Origin of the sequence: Pseudomonas sp. PDM16 (assembly GCF_014851865.1) — a bacterium.
Lineage (GTDB): Bacteria > Pseudomonadota > Gammaproteobacteria > Pseudomonadales > Pseudomonadaceae > Aquipseudomonas.
In genome coordinates, this window is sequence record NZ_JACVAM010000012.1 from 1 (window position 1) to 21,532 (window position 21,532).

General features: G+C 61.3%; 23 protein-coding genes and 1 pseudogene. 13 read left to right on the forward strand and 11 right to left on the reverse strand.

Annotation, left to right across the window (positions count from 1 at the left end; genetic code table 11):
* Positions 1–142 precede the first annotated feature (142 nt).
* The 9 genes from IB234_RS23490 to IB234_RS23530 all read left to right on the forward strand — a co-directional run bounded on the left by IB234_RS23490 (position 143) and on the right by IB234_RS23530 (position 6,892).
* Positions 143–676: a hypothetical protein gene (locus tag IB234_RS23490; protein ID WP_192322279.1), complete on the forward strand. Its 534-nt coding sequence runs from the start codon at positions 143–145 to the stop codon at positions 674–676.
* A gap of 88 nt (positions 677–764) precedes the next feature.
* Positions 765–1,139 carry a hypothetical protein gene (locus tag IB234_RS23495; protein ID WP_192322280.1) on the forward strand — a complete coding sequence of 125 codons (375 nt, stop codon included), beginning with the start codon at positions 765–767 and terminating at the stop codon, positions 1,137–1,139.
* Positions 1,140–1,227: 88 nt separating this feature from the next.
* Positions 1,228–1,791, forward strand: a complete 564-nt coding sequence (locus IB234_RS23500) for a hypothetical protein (RefSeq protein WP_192322281.1) — start codon at positions 1,228–1,230, stop codon at positions 1,789–1,791.
* A 35-nt stretch (positions 1,792–1,826) separates the two neighbouring features.
* The gene (locus IB234_RS23505) at positions 1,827–2,459 is read left to right on the forward strand and encodes a hypothetical protein (protein WP_192322282.1); all 633 of its coding nucleotides are present in this window, start codon (positions 1,827–1,829) and stop codon (positions 2,457–2,459) included.
* Between the two features lie 84 nt (positions 2,460–2,543).
* Positions 2,544–2,960 carry a hypothetical protein gene (locus IB234_RS23510; protein ID WP_192322283.1) on the forward strand — a complete coding sequence of 139 codons (417 nt, stop codon included), beginning with the start codon at positions 2,544–2,546 and terminating at the stop codon, positions 2,958–2,960.
* 76 nt (positions 2,961–3,036) lie between these two features.
* Positions 3,037–3,483: a hypothetical protein gene (locus IB234_RS23515; RefSeq protein WP_192322284.1), complete on the forward strand. Its 447-nt coding sequence runs from the start codon at positions 3,037–3,039 to the stop codon at positions 3,481–3,483.
* A 236-nt stretch (positions 3,484–3,719) separates the two neighbouring features.
* On the forward strand, positions 3,720–5,129 hold the full coding sequence (locus IB234_RS23520; RefSeq protein ID WP_192322285.1) for a circularly permuted type 2 ATP-grasp protein: 1,410 nt from the start codon (positions 3,720–3,722) through the stop codon (positions 5,127–5,129).
* 12 nt (positions 5,130–5,141) lie between these two features.
* Positions 5,142–6,092 (forward strand): alpha-E domain-containing protein, encoded by a 951-nt coding sequence (locus IB234_RS23525; RefSeq protein ID WP_043311204.1) that lies wholly within the window; start codon positions 5,142–5,144, stop codon positions 6,090–6,092.
* Positions 6,089–6,892 carry a transglutaminase family protein gene (locus IB234_RS23530; RefSeq protein WP_192322286.1) on the forward strand — a complete coding sequence of 268 codons (804 nt, stop codon included), beginning with the start codon at positions 6,089–6,091 and terminating at the stop codon, positions 6,890–6,892. The genes IB234_RS23525 and IB234_RS23530 overlap by 4 nt, the downstream gene beginning before the upstream one ends.
* 477 nt (positions 6,893–7,369) lie before the next feature.
* Here IB234_RS23530 and IB234_RS23535 read toward each other — a convergent pair whose 3' ends face one another.
* The 3 genes from IB234_RS23535 to IB234_RS23545 all read right to left on the reverse strand — a co-directional run bounded on the left by IB234_RS23535 (position 7,370) and on the right by IB234_RS23545 (position 9,365).
* Positions 7,370–7,678: an NIPSNAP family protein gene (locus IB234_RS23535; protein WP_192322287.1), complete on the reverse strand. Its 309-nt coding sequence runs from the start codon at positions 7,676–7,678 to the stop codon at positions 7,370–7,372.
* Between the two features lie 611 nt (positions 7,679–8,289).
* Positions 8,290–9,111, reverse strand: coding sequence for a c-type cytochrome (locus IB234_RS23540; protein ID WP_192322288.1), 822 nt, complete (start codon positions 9,109–9,111; stop codon positions 8,290–8,292).
* 5 nt (positions 9,112–9,116) lie between these two features.
* Entirely contained in the window at positions 9,117–9,365 is a 249-nt protein-coding gene (locus IB234_RS23545; RefSeq protein WP_412547949.1) for a rhodanese-like domain-containing protein, read from the reverse strand.
* Positions 9,366–9,836: 471 nt separating this feature from the next.
* Here IB234_RS23545 and IB234_RS23550 point away from each other — a divergent pair, with 471 nt between their 5' ends.
* On the forward strand, positions 9,837–11,078 hold the full coding sequence (locus IB234_RS23550; protein WP_225580782.1) for an MFS transporter: 1,242 nt from the start codon (positions 9,837–9,839) through the stop codon (positions 11,076–11,078).
* Here IB234_RS23550 and tauD read toward each other — a convergent pair.
* The 4 genes from tauD to tauA all read right to left on the reverse strand — a co-directional run bounded on the left by tauD (position 11,075) and on the right by tauA (position 14,742).
* The gene (gene tauD / locus IB234_RS23555) at positions 11,075–11,908 is read right to left on the reverse strand and encodes a taurine dioxygenase (protein ID WP_192322290.1); all 834 of its coding nucleotides are present in this window, start codon (positions 11,906–11,908) and stop codon (positions 11,075–11,077) included. The two genes, IB234_RS23550 and tauD, sit on opposite strands and share 4 nt — an antisense overlap.
* Before the next feature lie 15 nt (positions 11,909–11,923).
* Positions 11,924–12,760, reverse strand: coding sequence for a taurine ABC transporter permease TauC (gene tauC, locus IB234_RS23560; RefSeq protein ID WP_192322291.1), 837 nt, complete (start codon positions 12,758–12,760; stop codon positions 11,924–11,926).
* A complete protein-coding gene (gene tauB, locus IB234_RS23565) occupies positions 12,757–13,539 on the reverse strand; it encodes a taurine ABC transporter ATP-binding subunit (RefSeq protein WP_192322292.1) in 783 nt (260 codons plus the stop codon). The genes tauC and tauB overlap by 4 nt, the downstream gene beginning before the upstream one ends.
* A gap of 225 nt (positions 13,540–13,764) precedes the next feature.
* Complete coding sequence (gene tauA, locus IB234_RS23570; RefSeq protein ID WP_192322293.1) at positions 13,765–14,742, reverse strand: taurine ABC transporter substrate-binding protein; 978 nt, start codon at positions 14,740–14,742, stop codon at positions 13,765–13,767.
* Between the two features lie 288 nt (positions 14,743–15,030).
* On the opposite strand from tauA, the gene IB234_RS23575 reads away from it, so the two are divergent.
* On the forward strand, positions 15,031–15,822 hold the full coding sequence (locus tag IB234_RS23575; protein ID WP_192322294.1) for an SDR family NAD(P)-dependent oxidoreductase: 792 nt from the start codon (positions 15,031–15,033) through the stop codon (positions 15,820–15,822).
* Between the two features lie 57 nt (positions 15,823–15,879).
* On the opposite strand, the gene IB234_RS23580 is transcribed toward IB234_RS23575, so the two are convergent.
* From IB234_RS23580 to IB234_RS23590, 3 genes are all read right to left on the reverse strand, one after another.
* Positions 15,880–16,440 carry a TetR/AcrR family transcriptional regulator gene (locus tag IB234_RS23580; RefSeq protein WP_192322295.1) on the reverse strand — a complete coding sequence of 187 codons (561 nt, stop codon included), beginning with the start codon at positions 16,438–16,440 and terminating at the stop codon, positions 15,880–15,882.
* Positions 16,441–16,688: 248 nt separating this feature from the next.
* Positions 16,689–17,819, reverse strand: coding sequence for a thiolase family protein (locus IB234_RS23585; protein WP_192322296.1), 1,131 nt, complete (start codon positions 17,817–17,819; stop codon positions 16,689–16,691).
* A 213-nt stretch (positions 17,820–18,032) separates the two neighbouring features.
* A complete protein-coding gene (locus tag IB234_RS23590; RefSeq protein WP_192322297.1) occupies positions 18,033–18,572 on the reverse strand; it encodes a PaaI family thioesterase in 540 nt (179 codons plus the stop codon).
* Between the two features lie 111 nt (positions 18,573–18,683).
* On the opposite strand from IB234_RS23590, the gene IB234_RS23595 reads away from it, so the two are divergent.
* Positions 18,684–19,886 carry an MFS transporter gene (locus IB234_RS23595; protein ID WP_192322298.1) on the forward strand — a complete coding sequence of 401 codons (1,203 nt, stop codon included), beginning with the start codon at positions 18,684–18,686 and terminating at the stop codon, positions 19,884–19,886.
* An 18-nt stretch (positions 19,887–19,904) separates the two neighbouring features.
* Positions 19,905–21,305, forward strand: a complete 1,401-nt coding sequence (gene lpdA, locus IB234_RS23600) for a dihydrolipoyl dehydrogenase (RefSeq protein ID WP_192322299.1) — start codon at positions 19,905–19,907, stop codon at positions 21,303–21,305.
* Between the two features lie 10 nt (positions 21,306–21,315).
* Here lpdA and IB234_RS24070 read toward each other — a convergent pair.
* Positions 21,316–21,532, reverse strand: a pseudogene (locus IB234_RS24070) (hypothetical protein); the annotation flags it as partial.

The window sequence follows — 21,532 nt, forward strand, 5'->3', positions numbered from 1 at the left end:
ATTTGGCAAAGTGCGGTCTAGGCCGCCCATCAAGAAGAGCGTCTAATGGCTGGCCTAACAAGTGGTTCAAACCGTTCGCTGCGCTCACTGGGACGGGCTAAAGCCCGCCCCTTAACCAAACGTTAGGTGACAAAGGTTATCCATGGAAGTTCGTAGCGGGAAAAAGTCCGTTGAAAAGCGCTATGGTTTTAGGTCCGGCGGCAGCGCTAGCCACACACGCTATGATCACAAGCAGCGAGCCAGAGAAATCCATGTTTTATGCCCTAAGTGCGAACACATGGCTCAGGCAGTGGATGTAGAGGCAGCCCCAAAGCAAGTAATTGTCGGAGACCTGAGTCCATCCTGGAGGAGTAAGCCCTTCACTCTGGCCTGTACAAAATGCAGCTATACAGCTGCAGGCCTGAGCTATGCAGAGCTTCCAAATCCGTACCATTGCATCGAGGCAAAAAAAGACGTCTTGTGGGCGTATAACTGGGCTCACCTTGACATGATCACAAAAGCTCTTGAAGGGCTATCGGTCGCTGGTCATCCATATGAATTTCTTGCCACCTACATACATGGCAACTGGAAAAAGAATTCGAAACTTTGGTTGCTCGAAATCAACGAGCATGTAAAGCAAAGCGACTCAAGGCACCAATTCAGCAGTAAATATCACCAACTCAAGAGCGGCACCTAACAATGCGCTCAACTGCCGCTCACTTCGCTCGCTGGACAGCCAGAAGCTACGCTTTTGTCTGCCCGTTAGCTTAATCGTTAGGCTACATATGAAAATCAGCGCAGACCAGCTTGCTCAAGAGTCACTGACCGAGTTCGGCGCGCTGGCGGCTAAGCTTCTGGCAACGCGAGAGCTTTGCCAGTTGTCCGAGCAGTTTGGGTATGCACTGGCCTTCGGAAGGGAGCCGGCGACTGCCATAGCTGAGGACCTTGCTAGGTGCTTGTGCGGGCAAGATGCTTCGCCGGCATCTGAATCCCCCAAAATCACCGTTAAGTATTTCAAGGAAAACGAAAGTAGCCTGTTGGCACTCGTAGAGTGTTATGTACAAATGACCGCAAGCGCAAACATTCTTTTAGAGCTAATTGCCGCACGAAATGGAGAGGCAATAAATCTCTATCTAGAAGATTTGAGTGTTGCAGCCTAACAATGCGCTCAACTATCGCTAACTTCGTTCACTGGGCGTCCATAATCTGCGCTTTTGGCCGCCCGTTAGCTTAATCTTTAGGCAAATCATGTGGAACACCGAGTACGAGAAGCACTTCGAGCCCTGGAGTCTCCTTTCCGAAAAACAACGAGAAGAGTTCTTCGTTGGAGATGACTACTTGCCCCTCCCCGCAAGTCACGCTGATCACATACGTGTGCTCCAAGGTGCGAAGGCACGTGAGTTCATCAAAAGAGCTCTCATTGGAGTTCCTGGCTATTCCTCTTCTGGTACATCAAGGTTCAGTAGCGAAGCATCAGTTCTTCTGTCGGAAGTTTGGAATGATCCAAAAAGAATCCAACAAGTCCGAGATTGGCTTCATCACAGAGGCCTCAGTTATTCAAACCCGGTCTATCTCTTGTACGACGATGTTGTCGTTGCGACAGACTGGAAAATCGTTGTCAAGTACTGGGATGCGCTTGCTTGGTCAGTTGGAATAGAGATGCTGGCACTCGATACGAGCAAATCATGGCTTTGTTGCTTCCATCATGAAGATGTGATCACTTTCTCTAGCTATGAGCGGGTGCCTAACCCTTCCATCGAGCTGACATCCAACGGGCTACGCCCGCCGGCCGTAGCTCATGTCAAACGTTAGGTTCCTCGGAGGGGGCTTTGGAAACCCGATCCTTAGTGAGTGAGATCTACAGCCAAATTTGTCTCCCTGCACCGCGAGAGATAATAGAGTTTTCTAGTGTCGAAAAGGCGTTCGGTGAGTTTCATGCGTGGTCTCGGCGCGCTGAGGGTGTTCTTACTTGTTTTTGGTCGTATCAGTTTCTCATGGCTATTCCATCTTCCTATCGGAATAACTTCTATCTAAAGAAAGACGGATATAGATTTGATGTTGTCAGAGCCTCAAATAGTTATGGATGCTTTGTCTACGGAAAATACATTGAAAGCGAATTGATACATCCGTTTAACGAAGTCGCCTACTTGAAAATTTGTGATGAGTTGAAGCAGGTTAGGTTTAATTCAACGACTGAGTCGCTAGTCAGCGAAATTCTAGAAAATCACGAAATCGAGATCGATTTTTTCGATGCTACGATGGCGTCTGAAGATCCAACATGTCAAATGGGTATTGATGACTTTATCTTCTTAGGGGATTTCGAGTGGGTGCAACAAGAGCTTTGGTTGCTTAATAAATTCAAGGAGGATTGCAGCATTGCCATAAATCAGCGTATGTTTGATACGTTGAGCAATATTGTCAACTGCAATAAGCTGCTGTTCACGTTTAAAAATATGGTTATTGCAGTAGGTGAAATCTAAGAATGGTTCAGGCCGCTCGCTTCGCTCGCGCGAGATCGGCTCAAGCCGGCTCCTTAACCAAACGTTAAGTATTAAGGGCTGCCAATGCGTACACCAGTAATGCAAGAAGAAACTAGTGGGTGCGGAATTGCATCGGCTGCCAACATCCTCGGCAAAATATATTCAGAAATGAATGTAATAGCCAATGGTATGAATATTCATGCGTCGGATGAAGCATTGTGGTCCGACACGCAGTATGTTCGCCGCATGCTGGCCTACGCGGGCGTTCAAACATCAAAGAGCGAAACTCCTTTTGTATCTTGGGAGTCATTGTCTGATCTGGCATTGTTGTCCATCAAGCATCATCAAAAAAATGGTGTAAATTTCTGGCACTGGGTTGTATTCAAACGCGTGGATGGCCAACCTTTCGTGCTGGATTCAGCTAGCTATCTGCCCTCCAATATTCGTCACGACTTCGAAGCCATGCAGCCCAAATGGTTTATCGAGGTGCTTAATGCTTAACCACAGATTTGAATCGGTCGCTCCGCTTGCTGGGAGGGGCTAAAGCCGGCCCCTTAACCAAACGTTAGGTTCTATCATGTGCTACATGACCATAGTAAGCACCACATCAGAAGCTGATCTAACGAAGCTGAACACTCCCCTTGTTCAATTTTCGAAAGACATCACCGCAATACCAGAGGTAACATTTCTAAATTATCCGAATAAATGGTTTATTGGCTCAAAGGACGGTTGCAGCTGTGCATTCAGGCATATTGGCGATGGAGCTATAGAACTCGGATTTTCAGAGCCAGTCGACTGGTGGGAAGAAGACCAAGAGGATTTAGACGCAACACTTCAAGTCGTAGAGGCGTTTCGCATGATATTACGTGACGGCCATAAGCTTGATTGCATCGACGCTTGGGCATCCGGCAATCAAGAACCTCAAAATCTTACAGGTGAGCTAGCAGTTAACTTAAATGAAATGAGCGCGAAAAGTTTTCGTTTTTTTGAAGGATATCGCTTTGAGCTATCAGCAAGAACCTAACAACAGGCTCTGGAGGGGGGATGGCCCATTTGGCTTATATGCACCAATTGACTCCGCCGCCCCGACCTAGTGTGGCTGCCACGCCTTGGGGCGTGTGCTGACGACATGCCTCGAAATGCGCCCCATGCTGGTGCATTGTGCTTCGCTTGAATGTTCAACTTATTGAAATTAAACAATAAAATTTCGTGGCACGGCCCTTGCGATGGCTCTCCTGTCCGGGTGACAAGGAGTACGGCATGGCCCGCACCTTCTATGACGAGATGTACGACGCGAGCGGCGCAGTCCGCCCGCACTATCGGGAATTCGCCCGCTGGTTGGCGGATACCCCCGAGGAGCTTCTGGCCCAGCGCCGCCGCGAAGCCGACCTGCTGTTCCACCGTGCAGGTATCACCTTCACCCTCTACGGGGACGAGCAGGGCACCGAGCGCCTGATCCCCTTCGACACTATTCCCCGTAGCATCCCCGCCAGCGAGTGGCGCATCGTCGAGTCCGGCTGCATCCAGCGGGTCAAGGCGCTGAACATGTTCCTCGCCGACATCTACCACGAGCAGCGTATCCTCAAGGCCGGCATCATCCCGGCCGAACAGGTGCTGGCCAACGAGGGCTACCAGCTGGCGATGCAGGGCCTCGACCTGCACCGCGACATCTACGCCCACATCGCTGGCGTCGACCTGGTGCGCGACGGCGACGGCACCTACTACGTGCTGGAAGACAATCTGCGTACTCCGAGCGGCGTCAGCTACATGCTCGAAGACCGCAAGATGATGATGCGTCTGTTCCCCGAGCTGTTCTCCATGCAGCGCGTGGCGCCCATCGATCACTACCCGAGCCTGCTGCTGGATACGCTAAAGAGCTCCAGCCCGATGGACAGCCCCAGCGTGGTGGTGCTCACCCCGGGCCGCTTCAACAGCGCCTACTTCGAGCACGCCTTCCTCGCCCGTGAGATGGGCGTGGAGCTGGTGGAAGGCGCCGACCTGTTCGTCCGTGACGACAAGGTGTTCATGCGCACCACCTCCGGCCCGCAGCCGGTGGACGTGATCTACCGCCGCCTGGATGACGCCTTCCTCGACCCGCTGGCCTTCAACCCGGATTCCATGCTCGGTGTGCCCGGCCTGCTGGCCGCTTACCGCAGCGGCAACGTGGTGCTGGCCAACGCAGTCGGCACCGGGGTGGCGGACGACAAGTCGATCTACCCCTACGTCGGCGAGATGATCCGCTTCTACCTGGACGAAGAGCCGATCCTCAAGAACGTGCCCACCTGGCAGTGCCGCAAGCGCGACGAGTTGTCCCACGTGCTGGCCAACCTGTCCGAGCTGGTGGTCAAGGAAACCCAGGGCTCCGGTGGCTACGGCATGCTGGTCGGCCCCGCCGCGACCAAGGCCGAGATCGAGGCCTTCCGCGAACGCCTGAAAGCGCGGCCGGAAGCCTATATCGCCCAGCCCACCCTGAGCCTGTCGACCTGCCCGACCTTCGTCGAGAAGGGCATCGCCCCGCGCCATATCGACCTGCGTCCGTTCGTGCTGTCCGGCCGCGAGACCCGCCTGGTACCCGGTGGCCTGACCCGTGTGGCGCTGCGCGAGGGCTCCCTGGTGGTCAACTCGTCCCAGGGCGGCGGCACCAAGGACACCTGGGTGGTCGAGGATTAAGGAAATCGCATCATGCTGAGTAGAACTGCCTCCGATCTGTACTGGATGTCGCGCTACCTGGAGCGCGCCGAGAACCTCGCGCGCATGCTCGACGTCAGCTATTCGCTGTCGCTGATGCCGCAGGACGGGCGTGGCGACGGCCTCGACGAACTGGCCTTGCCGCTGCTGATCACCGGCACTCTGGACGACTACCTGACCCGCCACGGGCAGATGCACGCCGAGCGCATGCTGCACTTCTTCGCGCTCGATGCGGAGAACCCGGCGAGCATCTACTGCTGCCTGCAGGGCGCGCGGGCCAATGCCCACGCCGTGCGCGGGCGGATCACCGCCGACATGTGGGAGAACATCAACGCCACCTGGCTGGAGATGCGCGGCATCGCCGCCGAGGGCCTGGGCCGCTACGGCATCAGCCGCTTCTGCGAGTGGGTCAAGGAGCGCTCGCACCTGTTCCGCGGCGCCACCTTCGGCACCATCATGCGCGGCGAGGCTTATCGCTTCATCCGCCTGGGTACCTTCATCGAGCGCGCCGACAACACCCTGCGCCTGCTCGATGCGCGCTACGAGATGCTCGGCGATGCCGCCGACGAAGTCAGCGACACTTCGGCGCGTGGCTACTACGAGTGGAGCGCGCTGCTACGCGCGCTGTCGTCCTTCGAGGCCTTCACCGAGATCTATCGCGGCTCGCCGCGCACCCACAAGATCGCCGAACTGCTGTTGCTGCGCCCCGAGGTGCCGCGCTCGCTGCGCGCCTGCATGGAGGAGCTCAACCTGATGCTCGCCGGCCTGCCCGGCGACAACGGCCGCCCGGCCCAGCGCCTGGCTGCCGAGCTGGACGCACGCCTGCGCTACACCAGCATCGACGAGGTCCTCGACGAGGGCCTGCATACCTGGCTCACCGATTTCATCCTGCTCGTTAGGCAGTTGGGCAGCGCCATCCACACGTCCTATCTGGAGGTCGTATGAGACTCTCGATCCGCCACGACACCACCTACAACTACGACGACCAGGTGCGCGCGAGCATCCAGTACCTGCGCCTGACCCCGCAGGAGAGCGCGCGCCAGCGCGTGATCAGCTGGCAGCTCGACCTGCCGCGCCCGGTGCGCGCGCAGCGCGATCCCTACGGCAACATCCTGCATGTGCTGACCCTGGACGAGCCACACGAGGCGCTGGTGATCGGCGCCCGTGGCCAGGTGGAGATCGACGAACACTGCGAGTCCGAACGCGACAGCCGTTCGGCCCTGCCGTACCTGCGCAGCACGCGCCTGACCCAGGCCGACGACCCGCTGCGCGAGTTCGCCCGCGCCAGCAGCGCCGGGCGCAGCGACCGCGAGGGGCTGATCGGCCTGATGCATGGCCTGCATGCGCAGATGCCCTACAGTCCGGGCGTGACCCAGGTCGACAGCACCGCCGCCGAGGCCTTCGCCGGCCGCGCCGGTGTGTGCCAGGACCATACCCATGCCTTCCTGGCCTGCGCACGCAGCCTGGGGGTGCCGTCGCGCTATGTGTCGGGCTATCTGTACACCGAGGATAGCGGGCACCTGGCCAGCCATGCCTGGGCTGAGGCTTGGTTGGGGGATGGTTGGTACAGCTTCGATGTGACCAACGAGCTTTCGCGGCCGGAGCGGCATTTGAAGTTGGCGGTTGGGCTCGACTATCTGGATGCCTGTCCGGTGCGGGGGATGCGCCGGGGTGGTGGTGGCGAGCAGATGCATGCGCGGGTGAATGTGGCGGCGTTGATGCAGACGCAGCAACAACAGCAGTGAGGTGTGGCGCGCGGAGCGCGCTTCTCTCTTAATCCCTCTCCCTGTGGGAGAGGGGCAGGGGTGAGGGACTGATGTCCTGTGCATTGGCCTGGTGTTGTTGGTTTCGTGCCGCTGCTTTCTTGTTTGTTGATGCATCTGTTCCGCCCTGCTGGGCGGGTTCCTTTTGGCAGTCGCCCGGATGGCCGGCCCCGCCAAAAGGTACCAAAAGGTCTTGCCCCGCCATCCGGCCCTACGCTTCGCTCCGGGTTCGTTACTCGCTTTGCTCGCCCTTCGGGCCAGCCTGCGGCTGTTACTTCGCTTCGCTACGTTGCGCTCCATCGCCGCTCCAGGGGCCCGCCGCGAAGGGCCATCCTTGGCCCATCGCGCCTCTCGCGGCATCCATGCCGCTCAACCCCTTCCACGACGATTCCACTCACCCTTCTGAAGGGGCGTTTGGAGTTGCCTGATAGTTTTTCGTGGGTGGCGTTTTGCTAGATATCAGGCGGTGAAGACCGGTCGGAAGAAGGAGCGCTCGTAGCTGATGATGCATTGGGTCTCTGCCGCATATTTGAACGCGGCAATGCACTCCGGATCGGCAGCCGACTTGATCCGGTACTGCTCGTATTCGGCGAGGCTGGGGAAGGTGAACATGGCGAGGCCGACGTTGTTGGCCCCTTCCGATGGCAGGAAATAGCCATGGTGTTGGCCGCCGAATTTCTCCACCAGCGGTATCCAGAGCTTTCCGTAGTGCTCGAATTCTTCGAGTTTCTGCGGGTCGAGGATGTATTTGAGGTAGCAGGTAACCATTTGAATTTCCTTTCTGAGCTATTGATTTTTGATGCCGTAGCCTTGCGAGCCGATAAAGAGCTCCGCCTCATCTTGAGCCACTGTGGCGAGCGCGGTGTCAGCGCCTGTTTGGGTCTCAAATGCGCTCCATGGAACCAGTCAGCTTCATGAGTTCTGGTGGGGACTGCCTCAAAAAAGTTGATGAAGCTTTCTAGCTCAGGCGCGCTATTCATCTACAACCCAATTCCCCGCTTCCAGATTTCTCTTCCATCTTCTGACTCCCCAGGCAGCCAGGAGACCCGCAGAAAATAGGCCGAAGCAGAACAAGACTGTCAAATGCGCCCAGGTGAAAGCGATGCAATCGTTTTTTGAGTCGCTGGGGCATAGTCTGAAGAACGCTGCATTCGGTATGGTTGTATCGAGATAGGCCAGCAGAGCTACTGACGCCGCTAGTAGAGCGATGGCCGCCAGCGTCGCGGCTGCGGCTAGCAAAGTGGTAGTGGCTAGCTTGTTCAACATGGTCGGAATTTCAAAATCCTCTACTAGTGTCCTGAGATCAGAGCCTTTGGGCTTGTAAAGCACCTGGCTGTAGCAGAGGAGGCTGCTTTCTTTCTCCGGGCTCTGTGAGAGTGCTACTCGTGGCGGCCTTTTCGCTCAGCCATATGCCCCAAATACCCAATCAACTCCCCCAACTCCCTATCACTCAAAACCTCCTCACTAAACCCCGGCATCCGCCCTTGCGGCCACTTCCTCAGGCTCTGCGGATCACGAATGTACTGCCGCAGAAAATCCCCCGCGAAATACTCCGTCGGGTTATGCGGAATATTCAGGTCCGGCCCGAAGTGCGAATCCCCCGCGCTGTTCAGGCGATGGCAGGCCAGGCAGTTCTTTTGGAACACGGCAAACCCCGCCTGCACCTCGGCGCTGGCATCGGTTGCCGGTAGCAGCGCGGGGAAGCGCTGAGCCACCGGTGCGAGCAGGCGGAAGGTGGAGACCTGGAAGGGCCATTGCTCCGGGCCGATCTGCGCGGCTTCCGGCTGTTGCCAGACGAGGTAGAAAGGCCCGGCGCTGGGTTTGTTCTTCGACAGGCGTGGCCAGGGCTGCGCCGGGTCTTCCACCGCCAGCCAGGCGCGGGCGCCTTGGGGGCTCAGTAGCGGGGCGGCGGGGAGTTCGGCGGCGAAGCCGTCCAGGGCTACGGCCTGCAGGTGGTCGCCGGGCTGTACGCCTTCGAGCAGGGCCGCCAGCGGCACGGCGCGGTAATACATGGTGCGCTTGTAGGACACGTCGCCCGGTATCTCCACCTGTTGGGCTTGCGGGTGGGTCAGTAGCTGTTCGGTGCTCCAGCTACGGCTGCCCTGCGGCAGCTCAAGCTTGAGTTCGGCGGCAAAGGCGGAGGGTGCCAGCAGGGCGGCGAGCAGGGGCAGATGGGCGAGGCGTTGGCGCGTGGTCCGCATGGGCGCTATCGGTCCTTGAGCAGGGGTTGCAGTTGTTCGTAGCCGCCGGCGTTGATCACGTTGCTGTAGCCCAGCTCCAGTAGGCGGTCCTGGGCGATGCCTGAGCGGCGGCCGCTGCGGCAGTAGAGGACGATGGGCGCGTTCTTGTCCGGGGCCAAGGTGGCGATACGCTGGGCGATTCGCTCGTGGGGAATCGGCGTGGCGCCGGGCAGGGCACCGCCGGCGAATTCCTCCGCAGTGCGCACATCAATCATTATGGCGCCTGGTTCTTTTAGGGCTGCCAGGGCAGCGGGTTGATCAATTTCGCCCGCATGGGCGGCGAGCGATAGGCTCAGGCTCAGACTGAGCAGCAGGGTTCGCATGGCGATGGCCTCGAACGTGAAGGGAATTCCACGCTAGCACAGAGGCTCTGACCTTGGAGAGCGGCGTGCCGATAGTGGGCGCCCCATGGACTGCACGGACTCCGTGAAGGCACCACGCGGTAGCTAGAGATAGCCTTGCTTCAAGGTTTGCCGGGTGTGGTCCATGGTCGGTCGTGCGAAGAATGTCGGGCGATGGGGTGGTTGTCGGCTGAACGGCTGCTGGCGAGCGTAGACAGTCGCTGTAGCTGCTTCGGTACAGCGGAAGCGGCCGGCAATGACCTGCTTGGGGCGTTAAGCTGTTTGCCCGGACAGCTTTTAATCCAGTAGATTGTTTTGTTTCAATTTCTGTCCGGGATCCGCACTTTGTCCACCGAGCTTTCCGTTTACCGCCAACCCGGTTTCTTGCCTTTCCTCGCCGCCCGTGTGCTGGCCATGTTTGCCGTGCAGATCATGGCGGTGGTGGTGGCCTGGCAGGTCTACGACCTGACCCGCGATCCGATGTCGCTGGCCTATGTTGGCCTGGCGCAGTTCCTGCCGATGCTGTTCCTGCTGCTGCCGGCCGGCGACTTGATCGACCGTTTCGATCGCAAGTGGATTCTTGGTTTGAGCTGGGCGGTGGAGGCGGTGTGCGCCGCGGTGCTGCTGTGGCTGTCGCTGATCCATGGGCCGGTTGAGGCCTTCTACGGCGTGCTGGTGGCTTACGGTTGCGCCCGCGCCTTCACCGGCCCGGCGCTGTCCAGCCTGCTGCCGCAGATCGTGCCGCGAGAGAGCCTGGCGGCGGCCATCGCGGCCAACAGCATGATCGTGCGTGCTTCGACTATCTCCGGCCCGGTGCTCGGCGGCGGCCTCTACGCCCTTGGCGGCGGCGAGCTGACCTACGCGCTGTGCCTGTTGTTCTTCGCCGCCGGCGTGCTGATGCTGGCCTTCGTCCAGGTGCGTTTCCGCGAGGAGAGCAAGCCGCTCGAGGCTACGGCCTGGAAGCGCTTCACTGCCGGCATCCACTTCATCCGCTCGCGGCCGATCATCCTCGGCACCATCTCGCTGGACCTGTTCGCTGTGCTGCTCGGCGGCGTGGTGGCGCTGTTGCCGATGTATGCCCATGAGGTGCTGCAGGTGGGGCCGACCGGCCTTGGCATCCTGCGCAGCGCCATGGCCATCGGCGAGGTGCTGGTGGGCTTCTATCTGAGCATGCGACCGTTCAATCGCCACGTGGGCATGCGCATGTTCATGGCGGTGGCGGTGTTCGGCCTGGCCAACCTGGTGTTCTCGCTGTCCAGCCTGTTCTGGCTGTCGTTCGCCGCGCTGATGGTGGCCGGCGGCGCGGACATGGTGAGCATGTACATCCGCTCCTCGCTGATCCAGTTCTCCACCCCGGACGCTATGCGCGGCCGGGTGAACGCGGTGAACATGCTGTTCATCGGCTCTTCCAACGAGCTGGGCGAGTTCCGCGCCGGCAGCAGCGCCGCCTGGTTCGGCGCGGTGCCGGCGGCGGTGCTGGGCAGCCTGTGTACCCTCGGCGTGGTCGGTGGCTGGATGTGGGGCTTCCGCAGCCTGCGTACCGTCGACCGCTTCGAGGATGCCTCGCCCGAGGCGAGGAAGGACTAGACCGGGCGATCACCCAGGATGGTGGCGCGATGCATCACCCGCCGCGTCGGACGGTAGTCGTCCACCGCATAGTGCTGGGTGATGCGGTTGTCCCAGAAGGCCACGTCGTTCTCCTGCCAGCGCCAGCGGATGCTGAACTCCGGCCGTGTCGAATGGGCGAACAGGAAGCGCAGCAGGGCGTCGCTCTCGGCCGGCTCCAGCTCGTTGATCCGCGTGGTGAAACCCTCGTTGACGAACAGCCCCTTGCGCCCGGTGACCGGGTGGGTGCGTACCACCGGGTGGGTTACCGGTGGATGCTGGCGCTGCACCTCGTGGTAGCGCTCCAGCGCCTCGGGGGTGTTGCCGAAGCGCTCCAGCGGGAATGAACGGGTGAAGTCGTGGCTGGCGGTGAGGCCGTCGAGCAACCGTTGCAGGGGCTTGGACAGTGCCTCGAAGGCCGCGCTGCTACTGGCCCACAGGGTATCGCCGCCGTAGGCCGGCAGCTGTTTGGCGGCCAGCACGGCGCCGAGGGCCGGGGTCTCGAGGAAGGTCACGTCGGTGTGCCAGATGGCGTTGTCGCGTACGTCGGTGACCGCCGTGTCGAGCACCAGTACTTCCGGCTGCTCGGGGATATTCGGGTAGATCGGGTGGATATGCAGGTCGCCGAAGCGTGCGGCGAAGGCCGCCTGCTGCCGCGGTTCGATCGGCTGGGCGCGGAAGAACAGCACCTGGTGATCGAGCAGGGCCTGCTCGATGGCCTGCTGGTTGGCGTCGCTCAGCGGCTGGCGCAGGTCGATGCCACCGACCAGGGCGCCCAGGGCCGGGCTCAGCGGAGTGATGTTGAGGCTCATGACTGGTTTTCCGAATCAGTGGGCCTGGCCGTGCCAGGGCACCAGCTTGCGTTGCAGGGCGCGCAGGCCCAGCTCCAGGGCGAAGGCGATCACCGCGATCAGCAGGATGCCGAGGATCACTACGTCGGTGACCAGGAACTGCGCCGCCGACTGCACCATGAAGCCAAGGCCGCGCTGGGCAGCGATCAGCTCGGCGGCCACCAGGGTCGACCAGCCGACGCCGAGACCGATGCGGATGCCAGTGAGGATGTCCGGCAGGGCGCTGGGCAGGATCACGTGGCGCACCAGCTGTGCCGGTGTGGCGCCAAGGGCCTGCGCGGCGCGCAGCTTGGCCGGGTCGGCGCTGCGCACGCCGGTGGCGGTGGCGATGACGATGGGCGCGAAGATCGCCAGGTAGATCAGCAGCACCTTGGACAGCTCGCCGATGCCGCACCAGATGACGATCAGCGGCAGGTAGGCCAGTGGTGGGATCGGCCGGTAGAACTCGATCAATGGGTCGACCAGGCCACGCACCAGGCGGCTGCGGCCGATGGCGATGCCCAGCGGGATGGCGGTGAGCACGGCAAACAGCAGGGCCAGGCCGATGCGGCCGAGGCTGGCGCCCAGGTGCTGCCACAGGCTGGCGTCCAGGTAGCCTTCGCTCATCAGCTTCCAGCCGCGTGCCAACACGGTCTGCGGGCTGGGCAGGAACAACGGCTCGATCAGCCCGGCGGCGGTCACCGCCCACCACAGCCACAGCAGGCTGCCGATACTGATCAGGCCGAGGCTAACTAGGCTGAGCTGGCGCCGTGGTGTGCGCTCGGCCTGCTGTTCGGCCTCGCTCTTGCTGTAGAGGTATTCGAAACTGCTCATACAGGTTTCCTCTGGCGCTGGGCGAAGACCTGGGCCAGCACGTGTTCGCGGGTTTCGATGAAGGCGCGGTCGGACTTGATCGCTCGTGCGCTCTCGCCGGCTGCATAGCGGCGCCCGAAGTCGAGCTGCAGGCGCTCGGCGATGCGCCCGGGATTGGGTTCCAGCAGCACCAGGTCGGTGGCGAGGAACACCGCTTCCTCTATGTCGTGGGTGATCAATAGCACCGGCTTGGCAGTGCGCCGCCAGACCTGCAGTAGCAGCTCCTGCATCTGTTCGCGGGTGAAGGCGTCCAGTGCGCCGAAAGGCTCGTCCATCAACAGCACGCGTGGATCAGCGGTGAGGGCGCGTGCAAGGCCGACGCGTTGCTTCTGTCCGCCGGAGAGCTCCCAGATATGCCGTTGCTCGAAACCGGCCAGGTCGACCAGGGCCAGCAGCTCACGGGCCTTGGCTTCGCGCTGGGAGCGTGGCACACCGGCCAGTTGCAGGCCGAAGGCGACGTTGGCCAGCACGTTTTGCCAGGGCAGCAGGGCGTCATCCTGGAACACCACGCCGCGTTCGGCGGAGGGACCGGTGACGGGCTTGCCGTCGAGACTGATGCGTCCGTCGCTGGGTGCGGTGAAGCCGGCTATCAGGTTGAGCAGGCTGGTCTTGCCGCTGCCGGAGGGGCCGAGGGCGACCAGCAGTTGATCGGGGCCGAGGGTCAGGGAGATGTCGTGCAGTACCGGCGCGGCCGAGCCGGGGTACTGTGCGCTGATGCGCTCCAGTTCGAGTAGGGCCATGGTGCTCTCTTTAATTTAGGTGCATCCGGCGACGGCATCCGTGCCGTCGCCGAACCTCGCCTCGGCGAACCAGCTTCGAGTCTCTTGATCGTCGGCCAGGCTGCGTTGAAATCAGGCTCGGACTGCTCATTTACACTTCGTAAACTCCGCGTCCTCGCCCAATTTCGCCTTGCCTGGCTCTAGCTCAAAAGCCCCGAAACAGGTTCTGAGGCGAGGGCCCGATGCTCAGTTGGTGACGTACTGGTTGCTGACGTAGGGCGTGTAGTCCGGCAGCACGGCGTCGACCTTGCCTTGCTCCTTGAGGAACTTGGCGGTGTCGGTGATGGCCTGGGTGGTCGGCGCGCCGAGGGCGGTGGCCTGGTCGGCGGCCAGCGGGAAGACGTTGCCCTGCAGCAGCAGCGGGATGTCCTCGGCCTTGGCGCCAGAGAGTTTCACCACCTTGGCGATGTTGTCCTGGTTGGCCAGCCAGGCTTTCGGGTCCTTGCGGTAATCGGCGTAGGCGTCGAGGGTCACCTTGGCGAAGGCGCGCACCACTTCCGGGTGCTTCTGGGCGAAGTCCTTGCGCACGATCCAGGCGTCGAAGGTCGGTGCGCCCAGCTCGCTCAGCTCGCCGGAGGTGATCAGCACCTTGCCGTTTTCTTTGGCCACGCCCAGAGCCGGGTCCCACACGTAGGTGGCGTCGATGTCGCCGCGCTTCCAGGCGGAGATGATCGCCGGTGGCGCCAGGTTGAGGACCTGCACTTTGGCCGGGTCGATGTTCCAGTGCTTGAGCGCGGCCAGCAGGCTGTAGTGGCCGGTGGAGACGAACGGCACGGCGACTTTTTTGCCGATCAGATCTTCCGGCTTGCTGATCTTGCTGCCGTCACGGGCGACCAGGGCCTCGGCAGCGCCGATCTGGGTGGCGATCAGGAAAGTCTGTACCGGCAGCTGGCGGGTGGCCGCGGCAGCCAGCGGGCTGGAGCCGACGTAGCCGATCTGCACGTCGCCGGAGGCCACGGCGGTGATCACTTCGGCGCCGCCGTCGAATTTGCGCCAGTCGATCTCGGACTTGCTGGCTTTCTCGTAGGCGCCATCGGCCTGGGCGACCTTGGCCGGGTCGACGGTGGTCTGGTAGGCGACGGTGAAATCGGCGGCCTGGGCAGTCAGGCTCAGGCTGGAAATCGTCAGTACCGCCAGCAGGCGGCGGGCGAAGGGAATGCTCATGGGGATGCTCCTCGGGCGGGCACGTACCGTTCCGGGGAAGGTCGAGCCACTGGACAGATGTCGTTCTTTTTGGGGTTTGTCCGGTGGTCCGGTAGAGCAAAGCTAATTGATAAAAATGGAATAGATAAATACTTTTTTAGACTATTTTTATATTCATAAGTCGCGCTTCGCTGTTGCCTTCTATCGTGGCCATAGGGAAAAGACGTTTGTTTAATGATGTCCATCATATAATATGACGACCGTAATCCAGCGAGCGCTGGCCAACAACACAGAAGCGGAGAGACGAAGATGAGCAAACAACTGGGCAAGGCGCTGATCACCGGTGCATCGGCAGGCATCGGAGCTACCTACGCCGAGCGTCTGGCGCGTCGCGGCCACGACCTGCTGCTGGTCGCGCGTGACATTCAGCGTCTGGAAGCCATGGCCGGCCGCCTGAGCCAGGAATACGGCGTGAAGGTCGAAGTGCTCAAGGCCGACCTGGGCGACAAGGCCGAGCTGAAGGCGGTGGAAGATCGTCTGCGCAGCGATGCCCAGATCGGCGTGCTGGTGAACAACGCCGGTATCGCCACCAACGGCAGCCTGGCCGAGGCTGATCTGGACCTGGCCGAGAAACTCATCCAGCTCAACGTGGTGGCGCTGACTCGCCTGGCATCGGTCGCCGCCGCACAGTTCTCCGCCCGTGGCCGTGGTGCCATCGTCAACGTCGCCTCGGTGGTAGCTCTGGCGCCAGAGATGTTCAACGCCGTGTACAGCGCCTCCAAGGCCTATGTATTGAGCCTGACCCAGACCCTGAATGGTGAGCTGGCGGGCAAGGGCGTGCAGGTCCAGGCCGTGCTGCCGGGCGTGACCCGCACCGAGATCTGGGAGCGCAGCGGCATGGATGAGAGCAAGTTGCCGCCGGAGATGATCATGGAGGTTGGCGAGATGGTCGACGCAGCACTGGCCGGCTTCGACCAGGGCGAGTTGATCACCATCCCCTCGCTGCCGGATGCGGCCGACTGGAAAGCCTTCGTCGCCGCTCGCGCCGCTCTGGGGCCGAACCTGTCGCGCAATCACGCGGCGCCACGCTACAAGCGCTGAAGCCGGAAAGTAAAAAGCCCTCGCGGGAGATCGCGAGGGCTTTTTTGTGGGCGCTATTCAGGCCTCGGTTTGTTGTAGCAACAGATCGCGAGTACCGGCGCGCAGCAACTCCGCCAGTTCGGGATCGGTCACGCTGCGCGACAGCACCAGGGCGCCGACCATGGCGGAGAGGATTAGCGCGCTCTGCTTCTCGGCATCCTCGCCGGAGAGGCTTGCGGAGATCGTCTGCAGACGATCGCGCACGATCCGGTCGGTCACCTCGCTAGGCTGACCGCGCTGGCCGAGCTCGGCGGACATGGTCGGTAGCGGACAGCCGAGGCCGGGCGACTGGCAGTGGGCGGCGGAGAGGTAGCGCTTGATCAGCTCCTGCAGCGGATTCGAAGCCTGATCGAGGTCGGTGAGACCCTCCTTGAGCTGGTCGGCGCTTTGCTGCAGAGCCTGTTCGACCAGATCGTCCTTGGACTTGAAGTGGGCGTAGAAGCCGCCGTGGGTCAGTCCCAGGGCCTTCATCAGTGGCTGCAGCCCGGTGGCCAGCACGCCGTCACGACGAAAGCGCAGAGCGGCTTCATCGATGATGCGTTGGTGAGTCTTGGCTTTATGGTCTTCGGGATAGCGCATGAGGTTCAGTTCCAGACAGGAATTTGAATGCTGACCTTAATCTTACACCCGCAAAGACGAAAACGGGCGTGGCAGTCCGTCGCTCCCGTCAGGTGCAGACATTACTGGTGGGCTTTCTGGATGGAGTCGTGAGAGGTATTGCGGCTGAACGTCTGGGATGGAGGGGCATGAACGAACGATCCGGGACATTGCGTCCCGGATCGTTATCTTCGCTACGGAGCAGCGGCTGCGTCTGACGCAGCCAGGGTTCAGACGGCTTCGAGCAGGGTGGCTACGCCTTGGCCGCCGGCGATGCACTGGGTGGCGATGGCATAGCGGCCACCAGTGCGCTTGAGCAGCGATGCAGCCTTGCCGGTGATGCGCGCGCCAGTGGCGCCCAGCGGGTGACCGAGGGCGAGGGCGCCGCCATCGATGTTGACCTTGGCCATGTCCAGGCCCAGCTCGCGCACGCAGGCGATGGACTGGCTGGCGAAGGCTTCGTTGATCTCGACCAGGTCGATGTCGTCGATGCTCAGGCCGGCGCGCTCCAGCACCTTACGGGTCGCCACCACGGGGCCCATGCCCATGATCTCCGGGGCGCAGCCGCCAACAGCGACGGCCTTGATGCGCGCCAGGATCTCCAGCTTGTGGCGGCGGGCAAACTCTTCGGTACACACCAGGACGGCGGCGCTGCCATCGGTGAGCGGCGACGAAGTGGCGGCGGTAACGCTGCCGCCGAAGGCCGGCTTCAGCCCGGCCAGGGCTTCGGCGTTGGTACCGGGGCGGATGCAGCCGTCTTCGTCGATCACGCCTTCAGGCGTTTCCACGGCGAGAATCTCGTCCTTGAAATAGCCCAGTTCGCGGGCGCGCACGGCCTTGGCGTGGGATTCGACCGCCATGGCTTCCTGCTCCTCGCGGCTGATCTCGAAGCGCTTGGCTACCTCTTCGGCAGTGTGCCCCATGGCCATATAGACCTGCGGGAAGCTGCTCATCAGGGCCGGGTTAGGCGAGATGTTGAAGCCGCCCATGGGTACGCGGGTCATGGATTCCACGCCAGCGCAGAGGAAGGCCTCGCCGGCGCCGAGCATGATCTGCCCGGCGGCGAAGTGCACCGAAGTCATCGAGGAGCCGCAGAAGCGGTTGACGGTCGCGCCGCCCAGCGTCTCCGGGAAGCCTGCGCGGAAACTGGCGATGCGGGCGATGTTCATGCCCTGTTCGGCCTCGGGGTAGGCGCAGCCCATGATCACGTCCTCCAGCAGGCTGGGATTTAGATCGAGCTTGTTGACCAGTCCCTTGAGCACCTGGGCGGCCAGGTCGTCAGGGCGCAGGTTGATCAGGCCGCCTTTCTTGGCGAAGTGGAAGGGGGAGCGGGCGTAGCCGGCGATCACGATGGAGGTCATGGCTGTGGTCCTGTGCGGGTGTGGAGGGCGGGTTCGCCCTCGGTAAAAAATGATAGGCGTAATTCAAACGAGCGTATAGATGTCGGGTGTAATTTAATTGTTTGTGGCGAGTTTCGGCGATGAATGGCCGTTTGGACTTTGCGGGTTCCTGGGTGATGGGTTGTGAGGCGATCCTGGCCGGTACTGAGTAGCCCGGCCAGGCTGTCGGGGAGGTCAGCCGTGCAGGCTGAGGATCATGCAAGTGGTCGAGCCAACTGCATACAGGCGGTCGTCCACATCGTATAGGCGGCCTTCGGCCAGCGCGGTGGAGCGCCCTAGGTGGACGATACAGCCTTCGGCGCGCAGTGGGCCGACTTTGCTGGTGATTGCCCGCACGTAGCTGATGCGCAGGTCCATGGTGGTGTAGCCCTGGCCAGGTTGCAGCTGGGTGTGCACAGCGCAGCCCATGCAGGAGTCGAGCAAGGTCGCCGCATAGCCGCCGTGCACGCTGCCGAGTGGGTTGTAGTGGCGCGAATCCGGCGTGCCCTGGAACAGGAAGCGACCAGGCTCCCATTCCAGCGGGATGAAATTGACCAGATGGCCGAAAGGCGGGCAGGGCAGTTCACCGCTACCGATGCGGTCGAAGAATTCCTGTGCGCTCAACTCGCTGACCTGCTTCAGCGACAAGGTGCCGGGTTCGCCGAGTCTGGCACGGGCGATTTGCTCGGCCTCGTGCCAGATGGCGAGGGTCTGCTCGCGAGTCGGGTTTTGCATGGGGTGTTCCTCTGATGGGATTGATGATGGACAGCATTCAATATTTCATATTATGGTTGAAATATAAATGGTGCGGCCGGTTCGGCAGTGCCCAGGCCTCGGAGAAAGAACATGCCGAAACCGTCCAGAACCCTGCTGCTGATGCTCATGACGCTGACTGCCTTGGGCGAGATATCCACCCAGTTACTGATTCCCGCACTCGGCGAGCTGGAGCGGGATTTTGCGACCAGGCCCGGATCGAGTCTGGCGGTGCTCTCGGTCTTCGTCGCTGCGTTTGGCCTGGGGCAGCTGCTCATGGGGCCATTGTCGGATCGCCTCGGTCGCCGGCCGATTCTGATCGCAGGTCTATTGGCCTATCTGCTGGCGAGCGGCTGGATGCTGCTGGCCACTGATCTTGCCGAGTTCATTGCCGCCCGCGCACTGCAGGGGCTGGGCGCTTGTTCGGCACTGGTGTTGGCGCGGGCGGTTGTGCGCGACGTCTGGCAGGCCCAGGCGGGACCGACTCTGGCGCTAACCGTGATCGGCATGCTGACTTCTATCGCACTGGCGCCCATGGTTGGTGGCCTGCTCACCCTGCAGTGGGGCTGGCAGGCGCCGGTTTTGGCGGCCATGTCCGTTGGGGCTGTGGTCCTGCTGGCGGTGTTGTTCTTCTATAAGGAAAGCAACGCGCATCTGGACCCGCAGGCCGGGCGTCTGCTGAAGTTGGCAGGGGATTACTGGGATCTGCTGCGCGGACGCTCCGTGCGAACTTTCGCCCTGACGCTGGCCTGCACCTATGGCGCGATGTTCTGCGTGATCGCCGGCTCGTCCACTGTCTATATAAAGCTGCTGGGGCTGAGCCCCGCGGAATACGGCCTGACCTTCGGCTCCATTGTGTCGGGGCTGATCGCCGGGGCGCTCTTCACGCAACGCAAGATCATGCAGCTCGGGCCGCAGCGCATAGTTGCCATTGGCGTCACCCTGGTGGCCGCTGGTGCAGCGCTGACTCTGCTGGTGCATGCGTTGTTCGGGCTTTCAGTGCTCGGCCTGTCACTGCCGCAGGTACTGGTGACTGTTGGGGGCGGCATGGTGCTGCCGGCCTCGGTGGCCGGTGCGGTGATTCCCAATGCTAATCGCGCAGGGCTCGCGGCGGGCTTCATGGGCTTCTCGCAGATGGCCGGCGCAACCCTGTCTGGAGTGCTGCTCACGCATCTGCAGGACGGAACGTCCTGGCCTATGGTTCTTCTTCATGGTCTGTTCGCCGGGGCGGCATTCGCAGCGTTCTCTCTGCTGAGGCGCGTGCCTGGTGCCGCCGCTCTGCCGGCTGGTGGCTAATTCGAGAAGGAGTGCTTCATGACTGCATATGATGTCGTGGTGATCGGTGGTGGCCCTGGTGGGTACAACGCGGCTATTCGTGCAGGGCAGCTAGGGCTAAAGGTGGCGTGCGTCGAAGGGCGTGAAACCCTTGGCGGCACCTGCTTGAACGTAGGCTGCATGCCCTCCAAGGCGTTGCTACATGCTTCCGAACTCTACGAAGCAGCGGTGGGCAGGGAGTTCGCTAACCTCGGCATCGAGGTCACGCCCAAACTCAACCTGCCGCAGATGATGAAGCAGAAGGATGAGAGTGTTGCCGGCCTGACCAAGGGCATCGAGTTCCTCTTTCGTAAGAACAAGGTCGACTGGATCAAGGGCTGGGGCAAGCTGGCAGGAGCGGGGCGGGTACAGGTCACCTCGGCCGATGGCAGCCAGCTTGAGCTGCAGGCCAAGGACATCGTGATCGCCACCGGCTCGGAGCCGACGCCTCTGCCGGGCGTGGCCATCGATAACCAGCGCATTCTGGACTCAACTGGAGCGCTATCGTTGCCTGAGGTACCCAAGCATCTGGTGGTCATCGGTGCGGGGGTTATCGGCCTGGAGCTCGGCTCGGTTTGGCGTCGTCTGGGCAGCGAAGTGACGGTGGTCGAGTATCTGGATCGTATTTGCCCTGGCCTGGACGATGAGACAGCCAAGACCCTGCAGCGCTCGTTGAGTAAGCAGGGCATGGCTTTCAAGCTAGGCAGCAAGGTTGCCGGTGCAGTAGTGAAGGGCAATAGCGTGGAACTGAGCATCGAGCCTGCTGCTGGAGGCGCAGCCCAGATGCTGGAGGCCGATTATGTGCTGGTCGCCATCGGTCGGCGCCCATACACGCAGGGGCTAGGGTTGGAAAGCGTTGGGCTTTCCGTGGACAAGCGCGGCGTGCTCGCCAATGAGCACCATAAGACTGCGGCGTCGAACGTCTGGGTGGTCGGCGACGTCACCTCTGGGCTGATGCTGGCGCACAAGGCAGAGGATGAGGCGATTGCCTGCATCGAGAAGATTGCCGGTAAAGCGGCCGAGGTGAACTACGAGGTTATCCCTAGCGTCATCTATACCAAGCCCGAGGTTGCTTGCGTCGGTAGGACCGAGGAACAGTTGAAGTCCGAGGGGCGCGCCTACCGCGTAGGCAAGTTCCCCTTCACGGCTAATAGCCGCGCCAAGATCAACCACGAAACGGAAGGGTTCGTGAAAGTGCTGGCAGACGAGCGCACCGATGAGATTCTCGGCGTACATATAGTAGGCCCGAGCGTGAGCGAGATGATTGGTGAGTATTGCGTGGCCATGGAGTTCGCTGCGTCTTCCGAGGACATCGCCCTGATCTGTCATCCGCACCCCACGCGTTCCGAGGCATTGCGCCAGGCTGCTATGGGGGTGGAAGGCTGGATCATGCAGGCGTGATGCGAAATTTTCAGAAAAGAGTTGACTGGCGCGTATGAATCCCTAGAATGCGCACCTGTTCCGGCGCGGCCTGATCTGAAAACTCCTTGTTAAACAAGAGGTTATACGAAATTAAGGGTTGCGTTGGCGGCGAATTCGAGTAGAATGCGCCGGGCTGACAAGGTGCTGGATTGGTCTTGTTGGCGCTTCGATCGGCTCTGATCGAAGGCGGTTTAAAGAGGTGGTTG